Origin of the sequence: Robbsia betulipollinis, from assembly GCF_026624755.1 — a bacterium.
Classification (GTDB): Bacteria; Pseudomonadota; Gammaproteobacteria; order Burkholderiales; family Burkholderiaceae; genus Robbsia; species Robbsia betulipollinis.
The window spans coordinates 1,669,145-1,687,677 of the sequence record NZ_JAPMXC010000001.1; the positions used below are offsets into that span (position 1 = coordinate 1,669,145).

At 68.0% G+C, this 18,533-nt stretch carries 16 protein-coding genes, 2 pseudogenes and 1 riboswitch; of the genes and pseudogenes, 15 read left to right on the forward strand and 3 right to left on the reverse strand.

From position 1 onward, the window contains the following. Nucleotides 1-30 precede the first annotated feature (30 nt). Nucleotides 31-1,476 carry a carbohydrate porin gene (locus OVY01_RS07175; RefSeq protein WP_267847701.1) on the forward strand — a complete coding sequence of 482 codons (1,446 nt, stop codon included), beginning with the start codon at nt 31-33 and terminating at the stop codon, nt 1,474-1,476. A gap of 18 nt (nt 1,477-1,494) precedes the next feature. Here the strand turns inward: OVY01_RS07175 and OVY01_RS07180 are convergent, their stop codons facing one another. Both OVY01_RS07180 and OVY01_RS07185 read right to left on the reverse strand, forming a co-directional pair. Then, the gene (locus tag OVY01_RS07180) at nt 1,495-2,220 is read right to left on the reverse strand and encodes a polysaccharide deacetylase family protein (RefSeq protein WP_267846709.1); all 726 of its coding nucleotides are present in this window, start codon (nt 2,218-2,220) and stop codon (nt 1,495-1,497) included. Between the two features lie 18 nt (nt 2,221-2,238). After that, the gene (locus tag OVY01_RS07185; protein WP_267846711.1) at nt 2,239-3,510 is read right to left on the reverse strand and encodes a glycosyltransferase; all 1,272 of its coding nucleotides are present in this window, start codon (nt 3,508-3,510) and stop codon (nt 2,239-2,241) included. A 353-nt stretch (nt 3,511-3,863) separates the two neighbouring features. Between OVY01_RS07185 and OVY01_RS07190 the strand changes: the two genes are divergently transcribed. The 10 genes from OVY01_RS07190 (at nt 3,864) to OVY01_RS07235 (ending at nt 13,636) form a co-directional block, all read left to right on the forward strand. Then, entirely contained in the window at nt 3,864-5,198 is a 1,335-nt protein-coding gene (locus OVY01_RS07190) for an MFS transporter (protein WP_267846713.1), read from the forward strand. Nucleotides 5,199-5,333: 135 nt separating this feature from the next. Beyond that, nucleotides 5,334-6,995, forward strand: a complete 1,662-nt coding sequence (gene mdcA / locus OVY01_RS07195) for a malonate decarboxylase subunit alpha (protein WP_432422191.1) — start codon at nt 5,334-5,336, stop codon at nt 6,993-6,995. A gap of 5 nt (nt 6,996-7,000) precedes the next feature. Next, nucleotides 7,001-7,930, forward strand: coding sequence for a triphosphoribosyl-dephospho-CoA synthase (locus OVY01_RS07200; protein ID WP_267846714.1), 930 nt, complete (start codon nt 7,001-7,003; stop codon nt 7,928-7,930). A 7-nt stretch (nt 7,931-7,937) separates the two neighbouring features. Then, complete coding sequence (locus OVY01_RS07205) at nt 7,938-8,231, forward strand: malonate decarboxylase subunit delta (protein WP_267846716.1); 294 nt, start codon at nt 7,938-7,940, stop codon at nt 8,229-8,231. Beyond that, complete coding sequence (locus OVY01_RS07210) at nt 8,228-9,112, forward strand: biotin-independent malonate decarboxylase subunit beta (RefSeq protein ID WP_267846717.1); 885 nt, start codon at nt 8,228-8,230, stop codon at nt 9,110-9,112. The genes OVY01_RS07205 and OVY01_RS07210 overlap by 4 nt, the downstream gene beginning before the upstream one ends. Next, the gene (gene mdcE, locus OVY01_RS07215) at nt 9,109-10,005 is read left to right on the forward strand and encodes a biotin-independent malonate decarboxylase subunit gamma (protein ID WP_267846718.1); all 897 of its coding nucleotides are present in this window, start codon (nt 9,109-9,111) and stop codon (nt 10,003-10,005) included. Before OVY01_RS07210 ends, mdcE begins: the two co-directional genes overlap by 4 nt. Before the next feature lie 37 nt (nt 10,006-10,042). Further along, a complete protein-coding gene (locus OVY01_RS07220) occupies nt 10,043-11,032 on the forward strand; it encodes an AEC family transporter (protein WP_267846719.1) in 990 nt (329 codons plus the stop codon). A 13-nt stretch (nt 11,033-11,045) separates the two neighbouring features. Continuing rightward, on the forward strand, nt 11,046-11,978 hold the full coding sequence (mdcH, locus tag OVY01_RS07225; RefSeq protein WP_267846720.1) for a malonate decarboxylase subunit epsilon: 933 nt from the start codon (nt 11,046-11,048) through the stop codon (nt 11,976-11,978). Beyond that, complete coding sequence (locus OVY01_RS07230) at nt 11,975-12,742, forward strand: malonate decarboxylase holo-ACP synthase (RefSeq protein WP_267846722.1); 768 nt, start codon at nt 11,975-11,977, stop codon at nt 12,740-12,742. Before mdcH ends, OVY01_RS07230 begins: the two co-directional genes overlap by 4 nt. A 61-nt stretch (nt 12,743-12,803) precedes the next feature. Continuing rightward, nucleotides 12,804-12,958, forward strand: a riboswitch (FMN riboswitch). A gap of 129 nt (nt 12,959-13,087) precedes the next feature. Continuing rightward, nucleotides 13,088-13,636, forward strand: a complete 549-nt coding sequence (locus tag OVY01_RS07235) for a 6,7-dimethyl-8-ribityllumazine synthase (RefSeq protein WP_267846724.1) — start codon at nt 13,088-13,090, stop codon at nt 13,634-13,636. A 72-nt stretch (nt 13,637-13,708) separates the two neighbouring features. On the opposite strand, the pseudogene OVY01_RS07240 reads toward OVY01_RS07235, so the two are convergent. Next, nucleotides 13,709-13,912, reverse strand: a pseudogene (locus OVY01_RS07240) (helix-turn-helix transcriptional regulator); the annotation flags it as partial. Between OVY01_RS07240 and OVY01_RS07245 the strand changes: the two are divergent. The 4 genes and pseudogenes from OVY01_RS07245 to OVY01_RS07260 form a co-directional block, all read left to right on the forward strand. Further along, nucleotides 13,910-14,353 (forward strand): annotated as a pseudogene (locus tag OVY01_RS07245) (SDR family NAD(P)-dependent oxidoreductase); the annotation flags it as partial. The pseudogenes OVY01_RS07240 and OVY01_RS07245 sit on opposite strands and share 3 nt — an antisense overlap. Nucleotides 14,354-14,574: 221 nt before the next feature. Further along, a complete protein-coding gene (locus OVY01_RS07250; protein WP_267846725.1) occupies nt 14,575-15,876 on the forward strand; it encodes a UDP-N-acetylglucosamine 1-carboxyvinyltransferase in 1,302 nt (433 codons plus the stop codon). A gap of 235 nt (nt 15,877-16,111) precedes the next feature. Next, nucleotides 16,112-17,437: an MFS transporter gene (locus OVY01_RS07255; protein ID WP_267846727.1), complete on the forward strand. Its 1,326-nt coding sequence runs from the start codon at nt 16,112-16,114 to the stop codon at nt 17,435-17,437. After that, nucleotides 17,434-18,504: a cyclase family protein gene (locus OVY01_RS07260; RefSeq protein WP_267846728.1), complete on the forward strand. Its 1,071-nt coding sequence runs from the start codon at nt 17,434-17,436 to the stop codon at nt 18,502-18,504. The genes OVY01_RS07255 and OVY01_RS07260 overlap by 4 nt, the downstream gene beginning before the upstream one ends. Nucleotides 18,505-18,533 lie beyond the last annotated feature (29 nt).

An 18,533-nucleotide genomic window follows, 5' to 3' on the forward strand; every position in this document is an offset into this window, starting at 1 on the left:
AAGCACCGTTATCCGGGCCGCTTCGGCGCCATGCGTACGGGCAGGGCGCTGAAGACGGGTGTGGCCTGTTTGACGGTCGCGTCGTCGGCCGCTTTCGCCGCGGCGACCGCGCCCAGTCCCGGCGCCGCGCCGACGGACCCGTCGGAAGCGGATTCGCCGATCGACGTACGGCCCGTCGACCGCGGGAGCGCTGTCTGGACGCGCGCGACCCTGCTCGGCGACATGGGCGGCGTGCGGCCCTGGCTCGGCAGGTACGGCGTGACGCTGCTGGCCACCGAGACCTCCGAGTACCTGGGGAACGTGCGCGGCGGCCTGAAGCGCGGTGGTGCCTATGACGGACTGACGACCGTGACGCTGGGCGTCGATACGCAGCGGGCGTTCGGCTGGGACGGCGGCACCATCAACGTCAGCGCGTTGCAGATCCACGGCCGCGACCTGAGCGCCCAGGATCTCGGCACGCTGAATACCGCGAGCGGCATCGAGGCGCAGGACAGCACCCGGCTGTGGGAGATGTGGTACCAGCAGTCCTTCCTGCAAAAGCGCGTCGACGTACGCGTCGGCCAGCAGAGCATCGACCAGGAGTTCATGGTCAGTTCCTACGCCGCCACCTTCATCGGCACGATGTTCGGCTGGCCCGGCCTGCCGTCGTACGACATGCCCGCGGGCGGTCCCGCCTACCCGCTCGCGGCGCTCGGCGCGCGGATCCGGGCGCAGGTGACGCCGTCGCTGAGCGCGCTGGCCGGCGTGTACGACGGCAATCCGCTGGGCAACGATGTCAACAATCTGCACGGCACCAATTTCAATCTTCACAACGGTGCCCTGTTCATCGGCGAATTGCAGTACGCGGTCAATCCGCCCGGCGACGGGCAGACGGCGGGCGAGAGCGGAGGTGGCAGCGGTCTGCCCGGCGTGTACAAGGCCGGTTTCTGGTACAACACCGGCAGTTTCAACGATCAGCGCACCGACGCCACCGGCCTGTCGCTGGCCGACCCGGCGTCGAGCGGCATCGCGGCCGTGCATCGCGGCGATTACAGCGTCTACGCGCTGGTCGACCAGATGGTCTGGCGACCCGACGCCGCGAGGCCGCGCAGCATCGGCGTGTTCGCACGCGTGATGGCGGCCCCCGGCGACCGCAACCTGGTGGGTGTCAGCGCCAACGCGGGCATCGTCCTGAAGGCGCCGTTCCCCACCCGCGACAACGACAGCATCGGCCTGGGCCTGGCGTATATCAAGGTCGGCAACCATGCGCACGATCTCGATCTCGATATGCGCTCGGTGCTGGGCAGCCCGTACGGGGTGCGTACCAGCGAGACCGCGATGGAAATCACGTATCAGTATCAGGCCACCCCGTGGTGGGTGATCCAGGGCGATCTGCAATACACGTTCAACGCGGGCGCCGGTCAGGATCCGAACGACGCGGCCCGGGCATTGAAAAATACCTTCGTTCTCGGTGTGCGCACGGCCCTCACGTTCTGAGGGAGCGGGCACGGCAGCTCAGGTGCCGCGCCGCCGGTCTTCCACGCCCGACAGGCATTTGTAGAGAAATTTCGCGGTGCCGGTGAAGCCCGCGACCGCCACGCGCGGGAGGTCGAACAGATCGTCGCTCGCGCGTGCGCGGCCCCGGTGCGTCATCGTGCCATTCGAATATCCCGCCGCCCGTACCATGCCCTGCACCCCGGCCGTCGCATCGCCGTAAGGATAGCAAAACGACTCGACGGCCGTGCCGCAAACGTCTTCGAGGCGCTGTTTCGATTCTGCGATCTGGCGCTGCGCTTCCCCGGGAGGGAGTCGCGACAGATGGCAGTGATCGAGCGTGTGCGAGCCGACCTCGCCGCCCAGGGCTGCCCATGCCGACAGCTCGCGCGGCTGCATCAGCGGCGTGGGTGCCACGCCGTAGTGGGCGTCCCAGTCGTTGTGGCCGCCCAGCCGTTGCGCCACGAAGTAACACGTTGCCGTGAAACCCAGGTCGCAGAGCACCGGCATGGCGTTGTTCAGTACATTGGCGAAGCCATCGTCGAAAGTGATGCCGAACACCTTGCCGGTTTTCTCGCCGCGCAGATAGGGCAGCAGCTCGCGCACCGAGCAGCCGCGGTAGCCCAGACGCTGCATCCAGCGCATCTGCAGGCGAAACCGCGCGGGATCGACGTTCAGCGTCCATAGCGGCTGCGAGCGCGGCGGCACGGGGGCGATCTGGTGGTACATGAGGATCGGGATCGACATAGCGCTATGCGGAATGGGTTAACTGTCCGGGTGTTCGGGACGCACGGTCACCACCTCGGAGTCGTGTTGTATCGATGAAAACGTCTGGCCCAGGCGCGAAACAACGCGCCGCAGAGGCATGCCGATCGCGTGCACGGCGTCGTGCGCACGGTCGCGCCAATGCGCCACGGTGCGCGCCGGGCGACGCGCGGCCGCCAGTGCGTACACCGCCTGCGTGGCATCGAGGAATTCCGCCATGCCGAACGCCGCCATGCTTTTGCGCCGCGCCGCGGCGCCCATCGCGCCGACCCGGGCGGGATTCTCGAGAATGGCCCGGAGCACCGCGGCGATGGCCTGCGCATCCGCGACCGGCACCACCCAGCCATCGACGCCGTCGTCGACGTTCTCCGTCAGTCCGCCGGTGCCCGTCACGATGACCGGCAGTCCCGCCGCCATTGCTTCGCGACACGCATACGACAGGGTCTCGCGATACGACAGGACGAAGGCGACATCGCTGCAGCCCAGCACCTCGGTCGGGTTCTCGATGAGGCCGGTGAAGTGCACCTGATCCCGGAGACGGCACCGCTGCACATGCGCGAGCTGCTCGGCGGTGGGCAGCGCGCCGGCGAGGATGACCGAAAAACGCGACCGCTCGCCCGGCGGCAGATGCGTCAGGGCGTCGATCAGATGCAGCCAGCCCTTGTGGGCCCCGGTTCCGGCGGTGCTGCCCAGGACGATGTGGCCGGCATCGTCGTGTCCGAGCAAGCGGCGACGCGTGGCATGCCAGGCCGTGCGCAAATCGGGATGACAGGCGCCCTGCGTATCGACACCATGCCGCACGATGGTCACCGCACGATAGGCGGACGTCGACAATAACTGCGCGACGTAGGCGCTGACGGCGATCGTGTGACGCGTGGCGAACCGCGCGCGCCAGCGGTTGCCGGGACTGCCGGTCGGGTAGTCGTTGTGCTTGGTGAAAACGATCGCGGGTCTGCGCCAGAGAAGCCATGTCGCCAGCATGACCTGCCGGTGATCCGCCGAGCCGTTGACATGAACGATATCGAAACGGCCGTGGCGGATGACGCGGCGCAGATGGCGCAGATCCCTGAAATACGTCTTGATGCAAGGCCTGAAATTGATCGGGATCGCATCGACGTTGATCAGTCCCTGCACCTGCCTGAGCAGTGCGCTGCCTGCCGGTGTCGCGACCGTGATGTCGTTCTGCAGGGAAAGTCCCTTTGCCAGAGCAACAATGTAGGTGAGGTGTCCTCCCCCGTGTCCTGTGTGGAAATTCGTAAGGAGGATCTTCATGACTCGTAATATTACAAGGTATTTATTGCCTTATTCCAGATATATTTCGGAAATAGTTGCCGCGTACGAATATCTTAAAAAGCTATTGGGAGTTCCACCTAATGAAGGAAGGGGAGAACCCGCCAGCACCGCCGCCGGCTTCCCGTTCACAGGGAAAACACGGAGGTTGGCGAAGCAAAACGACTTGCTTGAGGCACTCGGGTATCGGGTAAAGTAAGCAGCCGCAGAAAATTCCGAATCGGGCAGCCCGTCCGTGAGGAAGCTTCGCGAGCGAGCGAAGCGGTCCGACAATCGATGCCGATGGAAATTCCATGGCACTCCTGTCGAGATGCCTCGCTCCTGGAGACCTGGCCATGCGTCCCACCCATTCCCCATCCGCTTCTCCCGCCATCGCGCGGCCCCGCAAAACGCCACTGAACCGGGCACAGATCATCGGTTTCTGGGGCGCATGGGCCGGCTGGACGCTCGACGGCATGGACTCGTTCATCTATGCGCTGGTGCTGGCGCCCGCGCTGACCGAACTGCTGCCCCGCTCGGGTTATGCGGCAACGCCCGGCAATATCGGACTGGCGGGCTCGATCCTGTTCGCCACGTTTCTCGTCGGTTGGGGCTGCTCGTTCATTTGGGGGCCGATCGCCGACCGCTACGGGCGTACCCGCGTGCTGGCGGCCACCATCTTCATGTTCGCGATTTTCACCGGTCTGGCCGCGACGGCGCACAGCGTCTGGTCGCTCGGCGTCTATCGCTTTCTCGCGGGCGTGGGTATCGGCGGCGAATGGGCGCTGGCGGGAACCTATGTCGCCGAATCCTGGCCCGAGGACCGGCGCAAAATGGGCGCCGGCTATTTGCAGACCGGCTATTACGCGGGGTTTTTCCTCGCCGGCGTGCTCAACTACACGATCGGCGCGGCGTTCGGCTGGCGCATGATGTTTCTGTGCGGGGCCGTGCCGGTGGTGTGTTCGATCATGGTCCTGCTGCGCGTGAAGGAAACGGCGAAATGGCAGTCCTCGGTCCACCGCACCGATGCCGGCGCTGTCGCCGCGCCCCCCGTCGTCCCGCCCTTGCGCGCGATCCTGTCGGGCGCCTACCGGCGCCGCACCGTCGTCGCGGCGGTCCTGCTGACGGTCGCGGTGGTGGGTCTCTGGGCGGGGGCCGTGTACGAGCCCTCCGCGGTCATCCAGCTTGCCCTGAAGGCCGGGTACACCAAGGTAGGCGCGTCGCGGGCGGCATCGCTGGCGACCGGCGTGCTGTCGATCGGCACGATTCTGGGATGTCTCGCGCTGCCGCCGATGGCCGAGGCGCTGGGCCGGCGCAAGACCCTGGCCGTGTACTTCATCGGCATGGCGGCCACGATCTGGGTCACGTTCGGGTGGGTGTTCTATGCGCCGAACGCCTTGGTGCCTTTCGTCGCCTGCCTTTTCGTGCTGGGGTTCTTCGGCGGGAACTTCGCGCTGTTCAGCCTGTGGCTGCCCGAACAATACGAGACGCGGGTGCGTGCGACGGCGTTCGCCTTCTGCACCTCGATCGGCCGTTTCATCGGCGCGGGAATCAATTTCCTGATCGGCGGGCTCGTCCTGCACTTCGGCACCCTGGGGTTGCCGGTCGCGCTGACGTCGATCGTCTTTCTCGTGGGTCTGGCGGTCATTCCGCTGGCCCCTGAAACCAAAGGCATGCCGCTTCCCGACTGATCGCGCACCTACACCATCGGCAAGTGGAAAGTAAATGATGCAAATCATTGCGCGGGCAGGGAAAACCCTCTACCTTGAAACCAGTGCCGTCGGTTCGCCGGCGGCCCGCGCGTTCTCTTTACAGGAAAGCATTCCATGACTGCTGTCACCGCGGAACCGGACCGGGCGATTCGAGGCTGGGACACGATGCGCCGCGCCAAGGCCGAACGTCTGCAGGCCGCCGCCCCGTTCGCCGCCGGAAAGGTGCTGGACGCCGGGCAACTCATCGACGCGTTGCAGGCCATCATCCGTCCGGGCGACCGGGTCGCGCTCGAGGGCAACAACCAGAAACAGGCGGACTTCCTTTCGCGCTCGCTGGCCCAGGTCGATCCGGCCCGGCTGCATGACCTGCATCTGCTGATCTCGACGATCAGCCGGCCGGAGCATCTCGACATCTTCGAGAGCGGCATCGCGCGCAAGCTCGATTTCTCGTTCGCGGGGCCGCAGAGCCTGCGGGTCGCGCAACTGCTCGAGGACGGCAAGCTGGAGATCGGTGCGATCTACACCTATGTCGAGCTGTACGCACGCATGTTCATCGACCTCACGCCGCACGTCGCGCTGGTCTGCGCGGTGCAGGCGGACCGCGAGGGCAATCTGTACACCGGCGCGAACACCGAGGACACGCCGACCATCGTCGAGGCGACAGCCTTCCGGCATGGCGTGGTGATCGCGCAGGTCAACGAGATCGTCGACACGCTGCCGCGCGTGGACATTCCCGCGTCGTGGGTCGATTTCGTCGTCCAGGCCGACCGGCCGTTCGCGCTCGAGCCGCTGTTCACGCGGGATCCGCGCCACATCGGTGAGTTGCAGATCCTGATGGCGATGATGGTGATCCGCGGCATCTACGAGAAGCACGGCGTGACGACGCTGAACCACGGCATCGGCTTCGACACCGCGGCCGTCGAACTGCTGCTGCCCACCTACGGCGAATCGCTCGGGCTCAAGGGCCGGATCTGCCGGAACTGGGCGTTGAATCCGCATCCCACGCTGATTCCGGCGATCGAGAGCGGCTGGGTCGAAAGCATCCATTCGTTCGGCGGCGAGGTAGGCATGGAGGAATACATCCGCGCGCGTCCGGATGTGTATTTCGTCGGCCGCGACGGCAGCATGCGGTCGAACCGCGTGCTGTGCCAGCTGGCGGGGCAGTATGGGGTGGATCTCTTCATCGGCTCGACGCTGCAGATGGACGCCGACGCGAACTCGTCGACCGTGACGCTGGGCCGGCTGGCCGGCTTCGGCGGCGCGCCCAATATGGGACACGACCCGAAGGGGCGGCGGCACAGCAGCGCCGCCTGGCTCGACATGATCACCTCGCAGGCGCCGGTGGTGCGTGGGCACAAGCTGGTGGTGCAGACGGTGGAGACCTTCAAGGCCGGCGGCACGCCGTCCTTCGTCGACCGGCTCGATGCGATCGAGGTCGGCAAGAAGAGCGGCATGCCGATCGCGCCCGTCATGATCTATGGCGACGACGTCACCCATGTCGTGACCGAGGAAGGCATCGCCTACCTCTATCAGGTGCAGGGCGAGGAACGGCGCGCGGCGCTCGCGGCCGTGGCGGGCGCGACCGAACTCGGGCGCCGCGCCGATCCGGCCCGCAGCGCCGAGCTGCGCCGGCGCGGCATCGTCGCCTATCCGGAGGACCTGGGGGTGCGGCGCACGGACGCGAAACGCTCGCTGCTCGCGGCGCGCAGCATCGAGGATCTGGTCGCGTGGTCCGGCGGGTTGTATGTGCCGCCAGCGCGATTTCGCAGCTGGTGAGCCGGATGCATCCGCTCCCGGTGGCATCGCGCGGCGTGGCGGGCGTGCACGGCGTGGCCCGGGCCGACACGGCGCAGGCCGAATGGCTGGCCGCGCAGGCCGTCGCGGCGCTGATCGACGAGGCCGAACTGACGCCGAAGCCGGCGCTGGTCGACCAACGTGGCAGCGGGGCGCACGTCGATCTCGATTTGCCGCTGATGCGCCGCTCGGCGCAGGCGCTGCGGCCCGGTTTCATGGCGATGGCGCGTGCGGCGCAGGGCCGGCTGCCCGATCAGCCCTTGCGCGAGCAGCTCGCGGCGATCGGCCGCGACGCCGAGCGGGCGATGCTGGCCGTCACGTCCGGCAGCAACGCGCATCGTGGCGCGATCTGGATTCTGGGATTGCTGGTCGCCGCGGCGGCGCTGGGCGACGCGTCTTCTGTCTCTCACGCGGCAACCGCCCTGGCGGAACGCGCCGCGGGCATCGCGCGGTACCCGGACCGTCATGCGCCGGTGTCGGCGCTGGCCGATTCGCACGGCGCGCGCGTCAGGGCCCGCTACGGGGCGGCGGGTGCGCGCGGCGAGGCGCTGGCGGGTTTTCCCCACGTGGTGAACATCGGCCTTCCCGCCCTGCGCGCCGCGCGCGCCCGGCGCGAGCCGGAAACCGCTGCGCGCCTCAACGCGCTGGTGGCGATCGTCGCCGTGCTCGAGGACACGTGTCTGCTGCATCGCGGCGGCGCGGAGGCATTGGCCACGGCGCGCCGCGGCGCCGCGCGCATCCTGGCGGCGGGCGGCGTGGCGCAACCGGCGGGACACGCGGCGCTGCTGCGCCTCGACCACGAACTGCTCGCGCGCAACGCTTCCCCCGGGGGCGCCGCCGATCTGCTCGCGGCCACGCTCTTCATCGATCGAATTCAACCCGATGGGTGGCGCATCGCGCCGTCCGTCCAGGAGTAGACAGCCGATGGAAACACTCAACTACGACTACCCGGCCCACACCCGCTTCGCCCGTCGCGTGCATGTCGGCGTGGTCGGCTCGGGCGATCTGGAGGTGTTGATGGAGCCGACCGACGCCGCGCGCGCCTCCGTGGTGATCAATACCAGCGTCGACGGTTTCGGCACGGTGTGGAAATCGGTGATCGATCGCTTCTTTTCCCGCTTCGACGGGCAGGTCGCCATCGAGATCAACGACTTCGGCGCGACGCCGGGCGTCGTGCTGTTGCGCCTCGAACAGGCAGTGGAGGAGAGCAGATCATGAACGCCGTCGTCGATTGGAAAAAGTTCATCGACCGCAAGAGCTTCGTCGAACTGGAAGCGCGCGAGCGCGCCCAGCGGATACTCGACGCGGGCACGTTTCGCGAATTGGTCGGCCCGTTCGACCGGCTGAAATCGCCCTGGCTGCCGCTGCAGGGCATCGTCGCGCAGGCCGACGACGGCGTGGTGGTGGCGCGTGGCACGATCGACGGCCAGTCGGCCGTGATCATGGCCATCGAGGGGGCGTTCCAGGGCGGCAGCATGGGCGAGGTGGCCGGCGCGAAGATCGCCGGCGCGCTCGAACTCGCGCTGCGCGATTGCGAGAACGGCACGCCGACGCGCGCCGTTCTGCTGCTGGAAACCGGTGGCGTGCGTTTGCAGGAAGCGAACCTGGGCCTCGCGGCGATCGCCGAGATTCATGCGGGCATCGTCGCGTTGCGTTCGCACGTGCCGGTGGTCGGCGTGATCGCGGGGCCGGTCGGCTGCTTCGGCGGCATGTCGCTCGCGGCGGCGCTGTGCAGCTATCTGATCGTTACCCGCGCGGCGCGGCTGGGCATGAACGGCCCGGAGGTCATCGAGCAGGAAGCCGGCATCGCCGAGATGAACGCCTCGGACCGGGCGATGATCTGGGACCTGATCGGCGGCGCGCAGCGCGCCCGGGTCGGCATGGTCGATCAGCTCGTCGTCGACGATGTGGCCGAGATCGGCGCGGCGGTGCGCGCGTGTTTTCAGCACGGCGTGCCGGCGGTGCACCGCACCGAACAGGTCGATACCTATTCGTCCCGCCTCGCGGCGGTCGACACCACGCGCCAGTACGACGGCGCCGCATTGCAGGCGCTGTGGGGCGATGCCGGCCTGCAGGCAGACAACGGAGAATCCGCATGAACGATACGTCCACGCCGCACAGCCGCGGCCGGATCTGGCTGCAGGCGCTGAGCGGACAGCAGGGGCGGACGGTCGGGACGTTGCGCTCGGTGCTGCACGCCGATGCGCCGTTGGGCGACGCGCAGTCAGGCGACGCGCAGTCAGGCGACGCGCAGTCAGGCGACGCGGGCCCGGACGCCGCGCCGGTGCGCTTCATCGCCGTCGTGCCCGATCCGCAGAATCACTTTCCGCGCGCCCGCGCCGGCGAGGTGGGTCTCGAGGAGGGCTGGGCGCTCGCGCGCGTGGTCCGCGACACGATCGCGGCAGGTGCGGCTCCGGCACCGGACGGCGCGCGCCAGCCGATCGTCGCGATCGTCGACGTCAGCAGCCAGGCCTACGGCCGCCGCGAGGAATTGATGGGCGTGCACATGGCATGCGCCGCCGCGGCGAACGCGTACGCGGATGCGCGTCTGGCCGGGCACCCGGTCCTCGCGCTGATCGTCGGCAAGGCGATGTCGGGCGCCTTCCTCGCGCATGGTTACCAGGCGAACCGGATCATCGCGCTGGACGATCCCGGCGTGCTGATCCATGCGATGGGACAGGCGGCCGCCGCGCGCGTGACGCGCCGCACCGTCGAACAGTTGAACGAACTGGGCAACCGTTTTCCGCCGATGTCCTACGACGTGAAGAATTACGCCAAGCTCGGCATGCTCGACGCACTGCTCGAAGGCGTGAACCCCGACGCGCCGGATCCGGCGGCGCTCGCGCGCGTGCGGACGGCGCTGGCACAGGCGCTCGCCGCGGTGCGCGCGAGCGGCAGCCGCGACCTTACGGGCCGCTATGCCTCGCCGCAGGCGCAGACGTTGCGCGCTGCATCGATCGAAGTGCGCAAGCGTCTGGCGCAGCAATGGTAGCGCACCGTTTCACGCGCATCCTCCACGGGAAGATGCCATGCCGCTATTGATCGCCACGGCCCTGTTGCCGGTGTTCCTGACGCTTGCCCTGGGCTATTTCGCCGGTTACAGAAAGCTCATCGACAACCGCAACGTCGCCAGCCTGAACGTCCTGTTGATGCAGTTCGCGTTGCCATTGACGCTGTTCGTGTCGATCGCGCGGACCCCGCAGGCGGTGATCTTGGCGAACGGCATGCTGGCGCTGGTGCTGGGCCTGGGCATGCTCGTCACCTACGCGGTGGTGTTCACCCTGCAACGCCATCTCTTCAAATTGTCGCTGGGGGACGCGGCGATCGAAACTCTGACGATCGCCTTCCCGAATTTCGCCTCCATCGGTCTGCCGCTGCTGCTGCCGGTGTTCGGGCCGCAGGCAGCGCTGCCGGTGGCCATCGCGATCGCGACCGGCTCGGTGACCATTTCGCCGCTGACGCTGGCGCTGCTCGAATTGCACAAGGCGCGCGAGGCGCAGGCCGCCGCGGCCGGGAGCGCTGGCGGCATGGCGCCGCCGGTGGCGGTCTCGCCGGTACGGCAGTTTTTGCGCGCGCTCGGGCATTCGGTATCGAAACCGATTTTCTTCGGCCCGGTGCTGGGGCTCGCGGTCGCCTTGTCGGGTCTGCATCTGCCCGCGCTGGGCGTGACCGCGCTCGGGCCGCTCACCAACATCACCGCCGGCATCGGCCTGTTCCTGACCGGGCTCATGCTGTCCGCGCAGCCGATCCGGCTCGATGGCGACGTGCTGTCCGGCACCGCGATCAAGAACCTGCTGCAACCGCTGCTGGTCTATGGCCTGGTGCGGGCGTTCGACATCCCCGTGGCGATCGGCGCGCAGGCGGTGCTGCTGACCGCGATTCCGTCCGGCTTCTTCGGTCTGGTCTTCGGCGTCGGCACGGGGCTGCGGCCGCCGGTGGCCGGCTCGACGCTGGTGGTGTCGTCGCTCGCGGGAATCGTTACGCTGTCGCTGGCGATCCTGTTGCTGGCGCCGCGGTGAGGGGCCGCACAGCATGAACATCGCCTGGTTGTTTCCCGGACAGGGCGCGCAGACGCCGGGCTTCCTGTCGCGCCTGCCCGCGCACCCGGAGGTGACGCGCACGCTGCGCGAGGCGGGCGAGGTGCTGGATGCCGACATCGGCGCGCTCGACGGCGCGGCCTCCCTGGCCGGCACGGTCGGCGTGCAGCTGAGCGGTCTGATCGCCGGCGTCGCGGTCGCGCGCGCGCTGAGCGCGCTGGGCGTGCACGCCGATGCGGTGGCCGGTCTCTCCAGCGGCGCGTTCAGCGCGGCGGTGGCCTGCGGCGCCTTGTCCTTCGAGCAGGCATTGCCCCTGGTCCGCCTGCGTGCGGAGGCGATGCAGCGTGCCTATCCCCGCGGCTATGGACTCGCGGCCCTGGTCGGTCTCGACGAGTCGCAGGTCGGCCGGCTGGTGCGCGACATCCATTCGCCCGCGATGCCGCTCTACATCGCCAACCTGAACGCGCGCACGCAGATCGTGCTGGCCGGCAGCGACGCCGCGCTCGAACGCGCGTTGCCCGTGGCCCGGCAAATGGGCGCCCGGCATGCGCAGCGCATGGCGGTCAGCGTGCCCTCGCATTGCGAACTGATGGCGCCGGTGGCCGACACGCTGCATCGCGCGCTGGCGGACCTGCCGCTGCAACGGCCCCGCATGCCGTACATCGGCAACGTCCGCGCGCGGGCGTTGCGCGATGTCGAGAGCATCCGCGAAGACCTGGCGAGCAACGTCGCGCATACGGTGCGCTGGCACGACGGCATGACGGTATTGTACGAGCGCGGCATCCGCACCTTCTTCGAGGCACCGCCCGGGTCGACGCTGACCGGCATCGTCCGGGAGAGCTTCGACGATGCGAACGCGCGCGCGCTCGCCGACACGCCGCTGGAGACCGTCGTCTATCTCGCGCAACGGGCGGGCGAGGCGTCGTGACCGGGGGAGAGAGGGATGACCGGGACGCTGAAGCCGACGAGGCCGCCGGCGGTGCCCACGCCGAGGAAAGCGACGGCGAGGCGGCCAGCAGGCTGTACGATCCGCCGCTCCTGGCGCACGACCTGCTGCGCATCGATGCGCCGACGCGCTTTCATGGCGCGCCGGCCTGGGTCGCGGCGGCGCTGGCGCGCGCGCCGTGGGTCGTCGTCCGACGCGCGCGCGACGCGGCCGGAAGCGTGCCCGTGGGGGTGCGCGGGACTTCCCGCGGCGAGCGCTACGGGACGCGTCTCGCGCCCGGGCGGATCGTCGCGCGGGTTCGGCCCGAAGCGCTGGCGGGCCTGGACGGCGCCGCCAGCCGGCACGGCGGCCAGCGCGAGGCGGACGGATCATGTGCAGCGGATGCCGTTCCGGCGCTTGCCATGCTGCCGGCGCTGCGCGACGTTTTCGCCGCCGCGGATCTGGCGTGGGGACCGACCGGGAGCGTCGGCTTCGAGCTGGCGAGCGGTGTGCCGACCGCCACCGCGACCAGCGACCTCGACCTGCTGGTGCGCTGCCCGCGGCGTCTGCCGCGCGATGTGGCGCGGCACCTGCACGACGCACTCGCACGCGTGAGCCGGCAGCACGCGGACTGCCGTATCGATGCGCTCCTCGAAACACCGCATGGCGCGGTCGCTTTGACCGAGTACGCGACAATGCCCGGCCCGGTGCTGCTACGCACCACGGGCGCGCCATGCCTGCGCGACGACCCCTGGGCGCCGTCGTAACGCGTTCGCCCCGGCAAGGGCAGGGTCTTTTATCGCGTGGTATCGTTTATCCCGTTGTATCGATCGTTCTCGGGGCGGGATGAAATTTCCCACCGGCGGTAATCGCGCGGATGCGCGTAGCCCGCGAGCGCCCGTCATGCAATCGGCGTGAGGGGGTCAGCAGAGCCGGTGTGATTCCGGGGCCGACAGTGACAGTCTGGATGAAAGAGAACGGGGTGGGACGGGTGCGCCGGCGCGGTGCCGGGGAAGGTGTCGTTTGCGCGATGCCACTTCCCGGCTGCCTGCGTGCCGGCGCTGCGTCCTGCCCTTGTACGCCCTGTTTTCTCATAAACAGGACCTGTATCCATGGCTTCGGATTCCCACTTCCCTCAGGACGGCGTTCCCGCGTCCCGTTCGCGTGCCACACGCATCGCCTTCATCCAGTCCGCCTGGCACAAGGACATCGTCGACCAGACCCGCCAGGCTTTCGCTGCCCGGATGCAGAAAGAGGGCCATCGCGCCGACGCGATCGATTACTTCGAGGTCCCGGGCGCCTTCGAAATCCCGCTGCACGCCAAGCTGCTCGCGCAACGTGGCGACTACGCCGCGATCGTCGCGGCGGGCCTGGTCGTGGACGGCGGCATCTACCGGCATGACTTCGTCGCCAGCGCGGTGATCGACGGCCTGATGCGCGTGCAACTCGACAGCGGCGTGCCGGTCTTCTCGGCCGTGCTCACGCCGCATCACTTCCATGGCGGCGACGAGCATGTCGGTTTTTTTCGCGAACACTTCCTGACCAAGGGCGACGAGGTCGCGCAAGCCTGCGTTCGGACCCTGCGTGGGATCGCGGCGATTGTGGAGCGGGGGGCTGCGGCGCGTGCGCTTGCGACGGCCGAGATCGAACGCACGCAGTGATGCTTCGCGCACGGCCAGCTGAACAGGAGCGCTGTATCAGGCCTCGGTCTGCGCGCCTGCCTGCACTTGCGCCTACTCTTGCACATACCGCGAAGGCGGACATCCCACGAAGCGGGTGAACGCGACGCTGAACGTGCTGGCGGAGCCGTAGCCGACACGTCCGGCGATCTCGGCGATGCCCAGTTCCCGGCGGCGCAGGAGATCCTTGGCCAGCGCCATGCGCCAGGCGAGCAGATACGCCATCGGTGCCAGACCCACGGCGCTGCTGAAGCACTCGGCACGATCGCGATGGTCCAGGCGGTGGTGCCGCAATTCCGGCAACGCCAGGCAGGCATCATCGTGAATGTCACGTCGAGCGTGACATTGATGCCGCTGCCGCTGCTGGCCGTCTACACCGCGAGCAAGGCGGCCGTCAACGCGTTCACGGAGTCCGTCGCGCTGGAACTCGAGCCGTTCAACATACGTGTCAAGCTGGTGCTCCCCGGACGCGCGCCGGAAACGCGTTTCGGGGAAAACGCCCAGTCCCGCATGCAGGGCGCCATTCCCGAAGCCTATGCGAGCCTCGCGCGGAATGTGTTTGCGCAATGGGAGAAGTCGACCGAGATCACGCAGTCCCGGGATGTGGCGGAAGCGGTGTGGCGCGCGGTGAACGATCCGTCGTGTCCGATGCGGATTGCGGCGGGTGCCGACGCCGTGGCGTTGACGGCGGCTCGCTGACACCTTCCGGCGTGTCACCGACGCAAGGCCGAGGCATTGCTCCGGCTAGCCCGTCGCGCCGTCTCCATCGCTTCTCCACCGTGTCTGGCGGGCTCGAACGGCATCGGTTTATCGGCGAGGCGGAGCCTGCGTGGTCGCTCACCGGTCTGGAAAATCCCTACGCCCGGTGACCAGAGTGGCATCATAGCGATTTCGCCGTTCATTTCACCGCCTGCCCACACATGTCGAACCTGATCGTACACGGTGGCCTCCCGCTACGCGGCGAGATCGTGCCATCCGGCAACAAGAACGCCGTCCTGCCCGTTCTCTGCGCGACGCTGCTGACCAATCAGCCGCTGCGGCTCGTCGGCGTGCCGGACATCACCGACGTCAGAAAGATCCTCGAGATCTTCCGCACGCTCGGTAGCGAAGTGTCGATGGACTTCGCCACCGGCATGCTCGATCTGCACCATCACGCGACCGCGTTCGACCCCGCCGCGCACCGCCTGCCCGTGGAGATGCGTTCGTCGATCATGCTGGTGCCGCCGTTGCTGGCGCGTTTCGGCGTCGCGCGCCTGGAGAACGATGTCAAGGGCTGCACGCTGGGCGTGCGCGAGATCGATCCGCATGTCGAGGTGTTCGAGCGCTTCGGCGCCCGCATCGAGACCACCGCGGATTCCCTGATCGTGCATGCGGCGCAGCGGATGACGGCGAACGATCACTGGCTCGATTACGCCTCGGTCACCACCACCGAGAATTTCGTGCTCTGCGCGGCGTCGGCCGGCGGCACGTCGACGCTGGTCAACGCGGCGTCGGAGCCGCATGTGCAGGAGTTCTGCCGATTCCTCGCGATGCTGGGCGTCGCGATCGACGGCATCGGCACCTCGCGGCTGAGCATCGCCGGCGGGCAGCGGCTGGGAGGCGGAGAGTTCCGGTTCAGCGAGGATTTCCACGAGATCGCGACCTTTCTCGCGCTCGGCGCGATCACGGGCGGCGATATCGCCGTCAGGAATTCGGCCCCGGAACAGTTCCCGCTCATCGACCGGACCTTCGCGAAGTTCGGCGTCCAGGTGGTGCATCGCGACGGCTGGTCCCGCACCGTTCGGGACGGCCCCCTGCGCGTGCGCCGGCCCTTCACGCAGAACATCCTGACCAAGGTGGAGGCGGCGCCCTGGCCCTATCTGCCCGTAGACCTGCTGCCCATCTTCATCGCCCTGGGCGTGCAGGCGGAAGGCAGCGCGATGTTCTGGAACAAGGTCTACGACGGCGCGATGGGGTGGTCCGGGGAGCTGTCCAAGTTCGGCGCGCACGTGTTCCTGTCGGACCCGCACCGCCTGATCACGTTCGGCGGCCTGAAGCTGAGCCCCGCGAAAGTGGAAAGCCCCTACATCATTCGCGTGGCCATCGCGCTGCTGATGGTGGCCGCGAGCATCGAGGGGCGTTCGGAAATCACGAACGCGCTGCCGATCCGTCGCGCCCATCCCAATTTCGTGGAGAATCTGCGCTCGGTGGGCGCCAACGTGGAATGGACCGACAGCGAATGACCGGCACCATGCGTGTGGCGGAAGCACGCGGCACAGTGCGGTCCCTGCCCGGGAATCCGCTGTCCCGGTTCGCGAGCACCGTAAAGGTGCCCGGCAGTCTCTAGGGAAAACGCGAGCATCCATCTCCCGAAAAGCGGACTACCATGCCTCCGTATGTTACCGGTTACACACACCGCTAACATAGGATGCCGACGACGCGGCTCGGCGGCTGGTCAACCGGATTTTGGGGAGCAGCATGTCGGAATCCATGGGGGAGGGCACGTTCGACGTGGCCCGGGAAAGCGGCGGCATGGGCGGTCAGGCCCGCCTTCTGAGAAAGCACTGGCACATCATCTTCGCCGCCACCGCGGGATGGGCGCTCGACGCCTTCGACTTCACGATCCTGCTGTTCCTGATTCCGCACCTCGGCAAGATTTTCCAGGTGGGCCTGCCGGCGATGGCGCTGGTCGTCACCGCGACCGGGTTCGCGAAGATCGCCGGCACGATCGGCTGGGGCTTCCTGGCGGACCGCTACGGACGCCGCATCGCCTTCATGGCGGCGGTGCTGTGGTTCTCGTGTGCGTCCGGACTGAGCGGGCTCGCCTGGAGTTATGCCTCCTTCATGGCGATGCGCATCCTGTTCGGCATGGGCTTCGGCGGCGAGTGGACCGCGTCGGTCTCCCTGCTGATGGAAACCGTTCCGGAAAAAATCCGCCCGCTCGCCTCGGGCATCATGGTGGCCGGTTACGAATTCGGCTACATGCTGGCGGCACTCGCGTTCCATTTTCTGTTTCCGGTGCTGGGCTGGCGCTGGATGTTTTTCCTCGGTATCGCGCCGGCGCTGCTGACGCTGTTCCTGCGGCGCAACGTCAGGGAATCCGCGGACTGGCAGGCGCAACAAGCGCGCAAGCGCGCGGGGCACGTCTCGCGCAGCTTCGTCTTCAACCCGGCGGTGGCGCAGGCCTGGGCATTTTCCGCCGGGGTGAATTTCATGTTGTGGGCGGTGCAGGTGCTGTATCCCACTTTCCTGCTGACCGTCCATCATCTGAGTTCCGGCGCGATCTTTCCCTTCATCATCGCGTACTCGGTGGGTTCGGTGATCGGCAAGCCGCTCTCGGGCTACGTGGCGAGCCGCATCGGCGAGCGCGGCACGATCGTGATCTTCCTGTCGATCGTGGTGCCGACCACGGCCTTGTACACGCTGGTGGCGGATCATTTCCTGATGGGCGTCGGCGCCTTCTGCATGGGCATGTTCGCGAACGGGCTGTTCGGCATCCTGCCGCTGTACCAGGCGCGCCGTTTCCCGGTGGAGGCGCGGGCCACCGGCATCGGCATCAGCTATGCGATGACCTCGATCAGCGTCATCGCGCCGTACGTGATCGCGCTGGTGACGCCGGCGCTCGGTCTCAAATTGGGTATGGCGTCCTTCATCGCCGGCGGCGCGCTCATCGTGATCGCGATCAGCCTGTTCGACGCCTCGCGCTGGATGCCGGTCGAGCCGGATGCGGAACGCGACGATGCGCCGGGCTCCATGACGGAACGCACCGGCAACGAATTCACGGCAACGGGAGTACGCGCATGAGCAGCGACACGGAAACGCGCACGCGCCGCTGGACACAGCGCCCGGCCGACGCGAACTGGGGCGATTTCGGCCCGGACGATCAGTTGGGCCGCCTGAACCTGCTGACGCCGCAGAAGGTGCTCGACGGCGTGCGCGAAGTGCGCACCGGGCGCAATTTCTGCCTGAGCCTGCCGCTGGATTGCCCGGGCGGCACGGCGCTGAACCCACGGCGGCAGCCGCCGCATCTCGCGCCGACGATGCGCGGCGACCTGCCCAACATGGCCTACCCGCTGTCGCGCGACAACCCGCCGTTGCTCGACGTGGTCTGCGACGACACCGTGCATCTCGCGCTGCAGTATTCGACGCAATGGGACAGCCTCGCGCACATGGGGCAGTGGTTCGACCTGTCCGGCACGGGCAAGCCGGAAATGGCTTTCTACAACGGCTATCGTGCCGGCGAGGACGTGATCGGTCCGGTCGACTACCGGCACGAGCCAGGCAGCGCGCCTGCGACGCCGCGTCCCCCGGGCGCCTATCGGCTCGGCATCGAAAACATGGCGGCGTCGAACGTGCAGGGGCGGGCCGTGATGATCGATCTGAAGCGGCATTTCGGGATAGAGAAGCGCGCCATCGGCTTCGCCGAACTGCGGGAAGTGATGGCCGCGCAGCAGGTGGTGGTGGAACCGGGCGACATGGTCTGCCTGCGCACCGGCACCGACGAGGCGCTGCTCGGCATGCGGGGCGAGCCGGACATCGCCTGGCTCGGCGCGCATTTCGCCGCGCTCGACGGGCGCGACGAGGGTTTGCGCAAATGGATCGTCGACTCCGGCGTGGTGGCGCTGATCGCCGACAACGCCGCGGTCGAGATGCTGCCGGCGCGCCCCGCGACCACTGCCTCCTATGCGTCGCACCCGCTGCATGACCTGTGTCTGTTCCGTCTCGGCGTCTATCTCGGCGAGCTGTGGCTGCTGAGTCCGCTGGCGGACTGGCTGGCGGAGAACGGGCGCAACCGCTTTCTGCTGACCGCACCCCCGCTCAGACTGCCGCGCGCGGTCGGCTCGCCGGTGAGCCCGGTGGCCACGGTGTAGGGTCCAGAAAGCCGACCATGCGGCAACGC

Coding starts and splice junctions, on each gene's coding strand:
- OVY01_RS07175 (WP_267847701.1), top strand. CDS start 31: ATGCGTACGGGCAGGGCGCTGAAGACGGGTGTGGCCTGTTTGACGGTC.
- OVY01_RS07180 (WP_267846709.1), bottom strand. CDS start 2,220: ATGTCGATCCCGATCCTCATGTACCACCAGATCGCCCCCGTGCCGCCG.
- OVY01_RS07185 (WP_267846711.1), bottom strand. CDS start 3,510: ATGAAGATCCTCCTTACGAATTTCCACACAGGACACGGGGGAGGACAC.
- OVY01_RS07190 (WP_267846713.1), top strand. CDS start 3,864: ATGCGTCCCACCCATTCCCCATCCGCTTCTCCCGCCATCGCGCGGCCC.
- mdcA (WP_432422191.1), top strand. CDS start 5,334: ATGACTGCTGTCACCGCGGAACCGGACCGGGCGATTCGAGGCTGGGAC.
- OVY01_RS07200 (WP_267846714.1), top strand. CDS start 7,001: ATGCATCCGCTCCCGGTGGCATCGCGCGGCGTGGCGGGCGTGCACGGC.
- OVY01_RS07205 (WP_267846716.1), top strand. CDS start 7,938: ATGGAAACACTCAACTACGACTACCCGGCCCACACCCGCTTCGCCCGT.
- OVY01_RS07210 (WP_267846717.1), top strand. CDS start 8,228: ATGAACGCCGTCGTCGATTGGAAAAAGTTCATCGACCGCAAGAGCTTC.
- mdcE (WP_267846718.1), top strand. CDS start 9,109: ATGAACGATACGTCCACGCCGCACAGCCGCGGCCGGATCTGGCTGCAG.
- OVY01_RS07220 (WP_267846719.1), top strand. CDS start 10,043: ATGCCGCTATTGATCGCCACGGCCCTGTTGCCGGTGTTCCTGACGCTT.
- mdcH (WP_267846720.1), top strand. CDS start 11,046: ATGAACATCGCCTGGTTGTTTCCCGGACAGGGCGCGCAGACGCCGGGC.
- OVY01_RS07235 (WP_267846724.1), top strand. CDS start 13,088: ATGGCTTCGGATTCCCACTTCCCTCAGGACGGCGTTCCCGCGTCCCGT.
- OVY01_RS07250 (WP_267846725.1), top strand. CDS start 14,575: ATGTCGAACCTGATCGTACACGGTGGCCTCCCGCTACGCGGCGAGATC.
- OVY01_RS07255 (WP_267846727.1), top strand. CDS start 16,112: ATGTCGGAATCCATGGGGGAGGGCACGTTCGACGTGGCCCGGGAAAGC.
- OVY01_RS07260 (WP_267846728.1), top strand. CDS start 17,434: ATGAGCAGCGACACGGAAACGCGCACGCGCCGCTGGACACAGCGCCCG.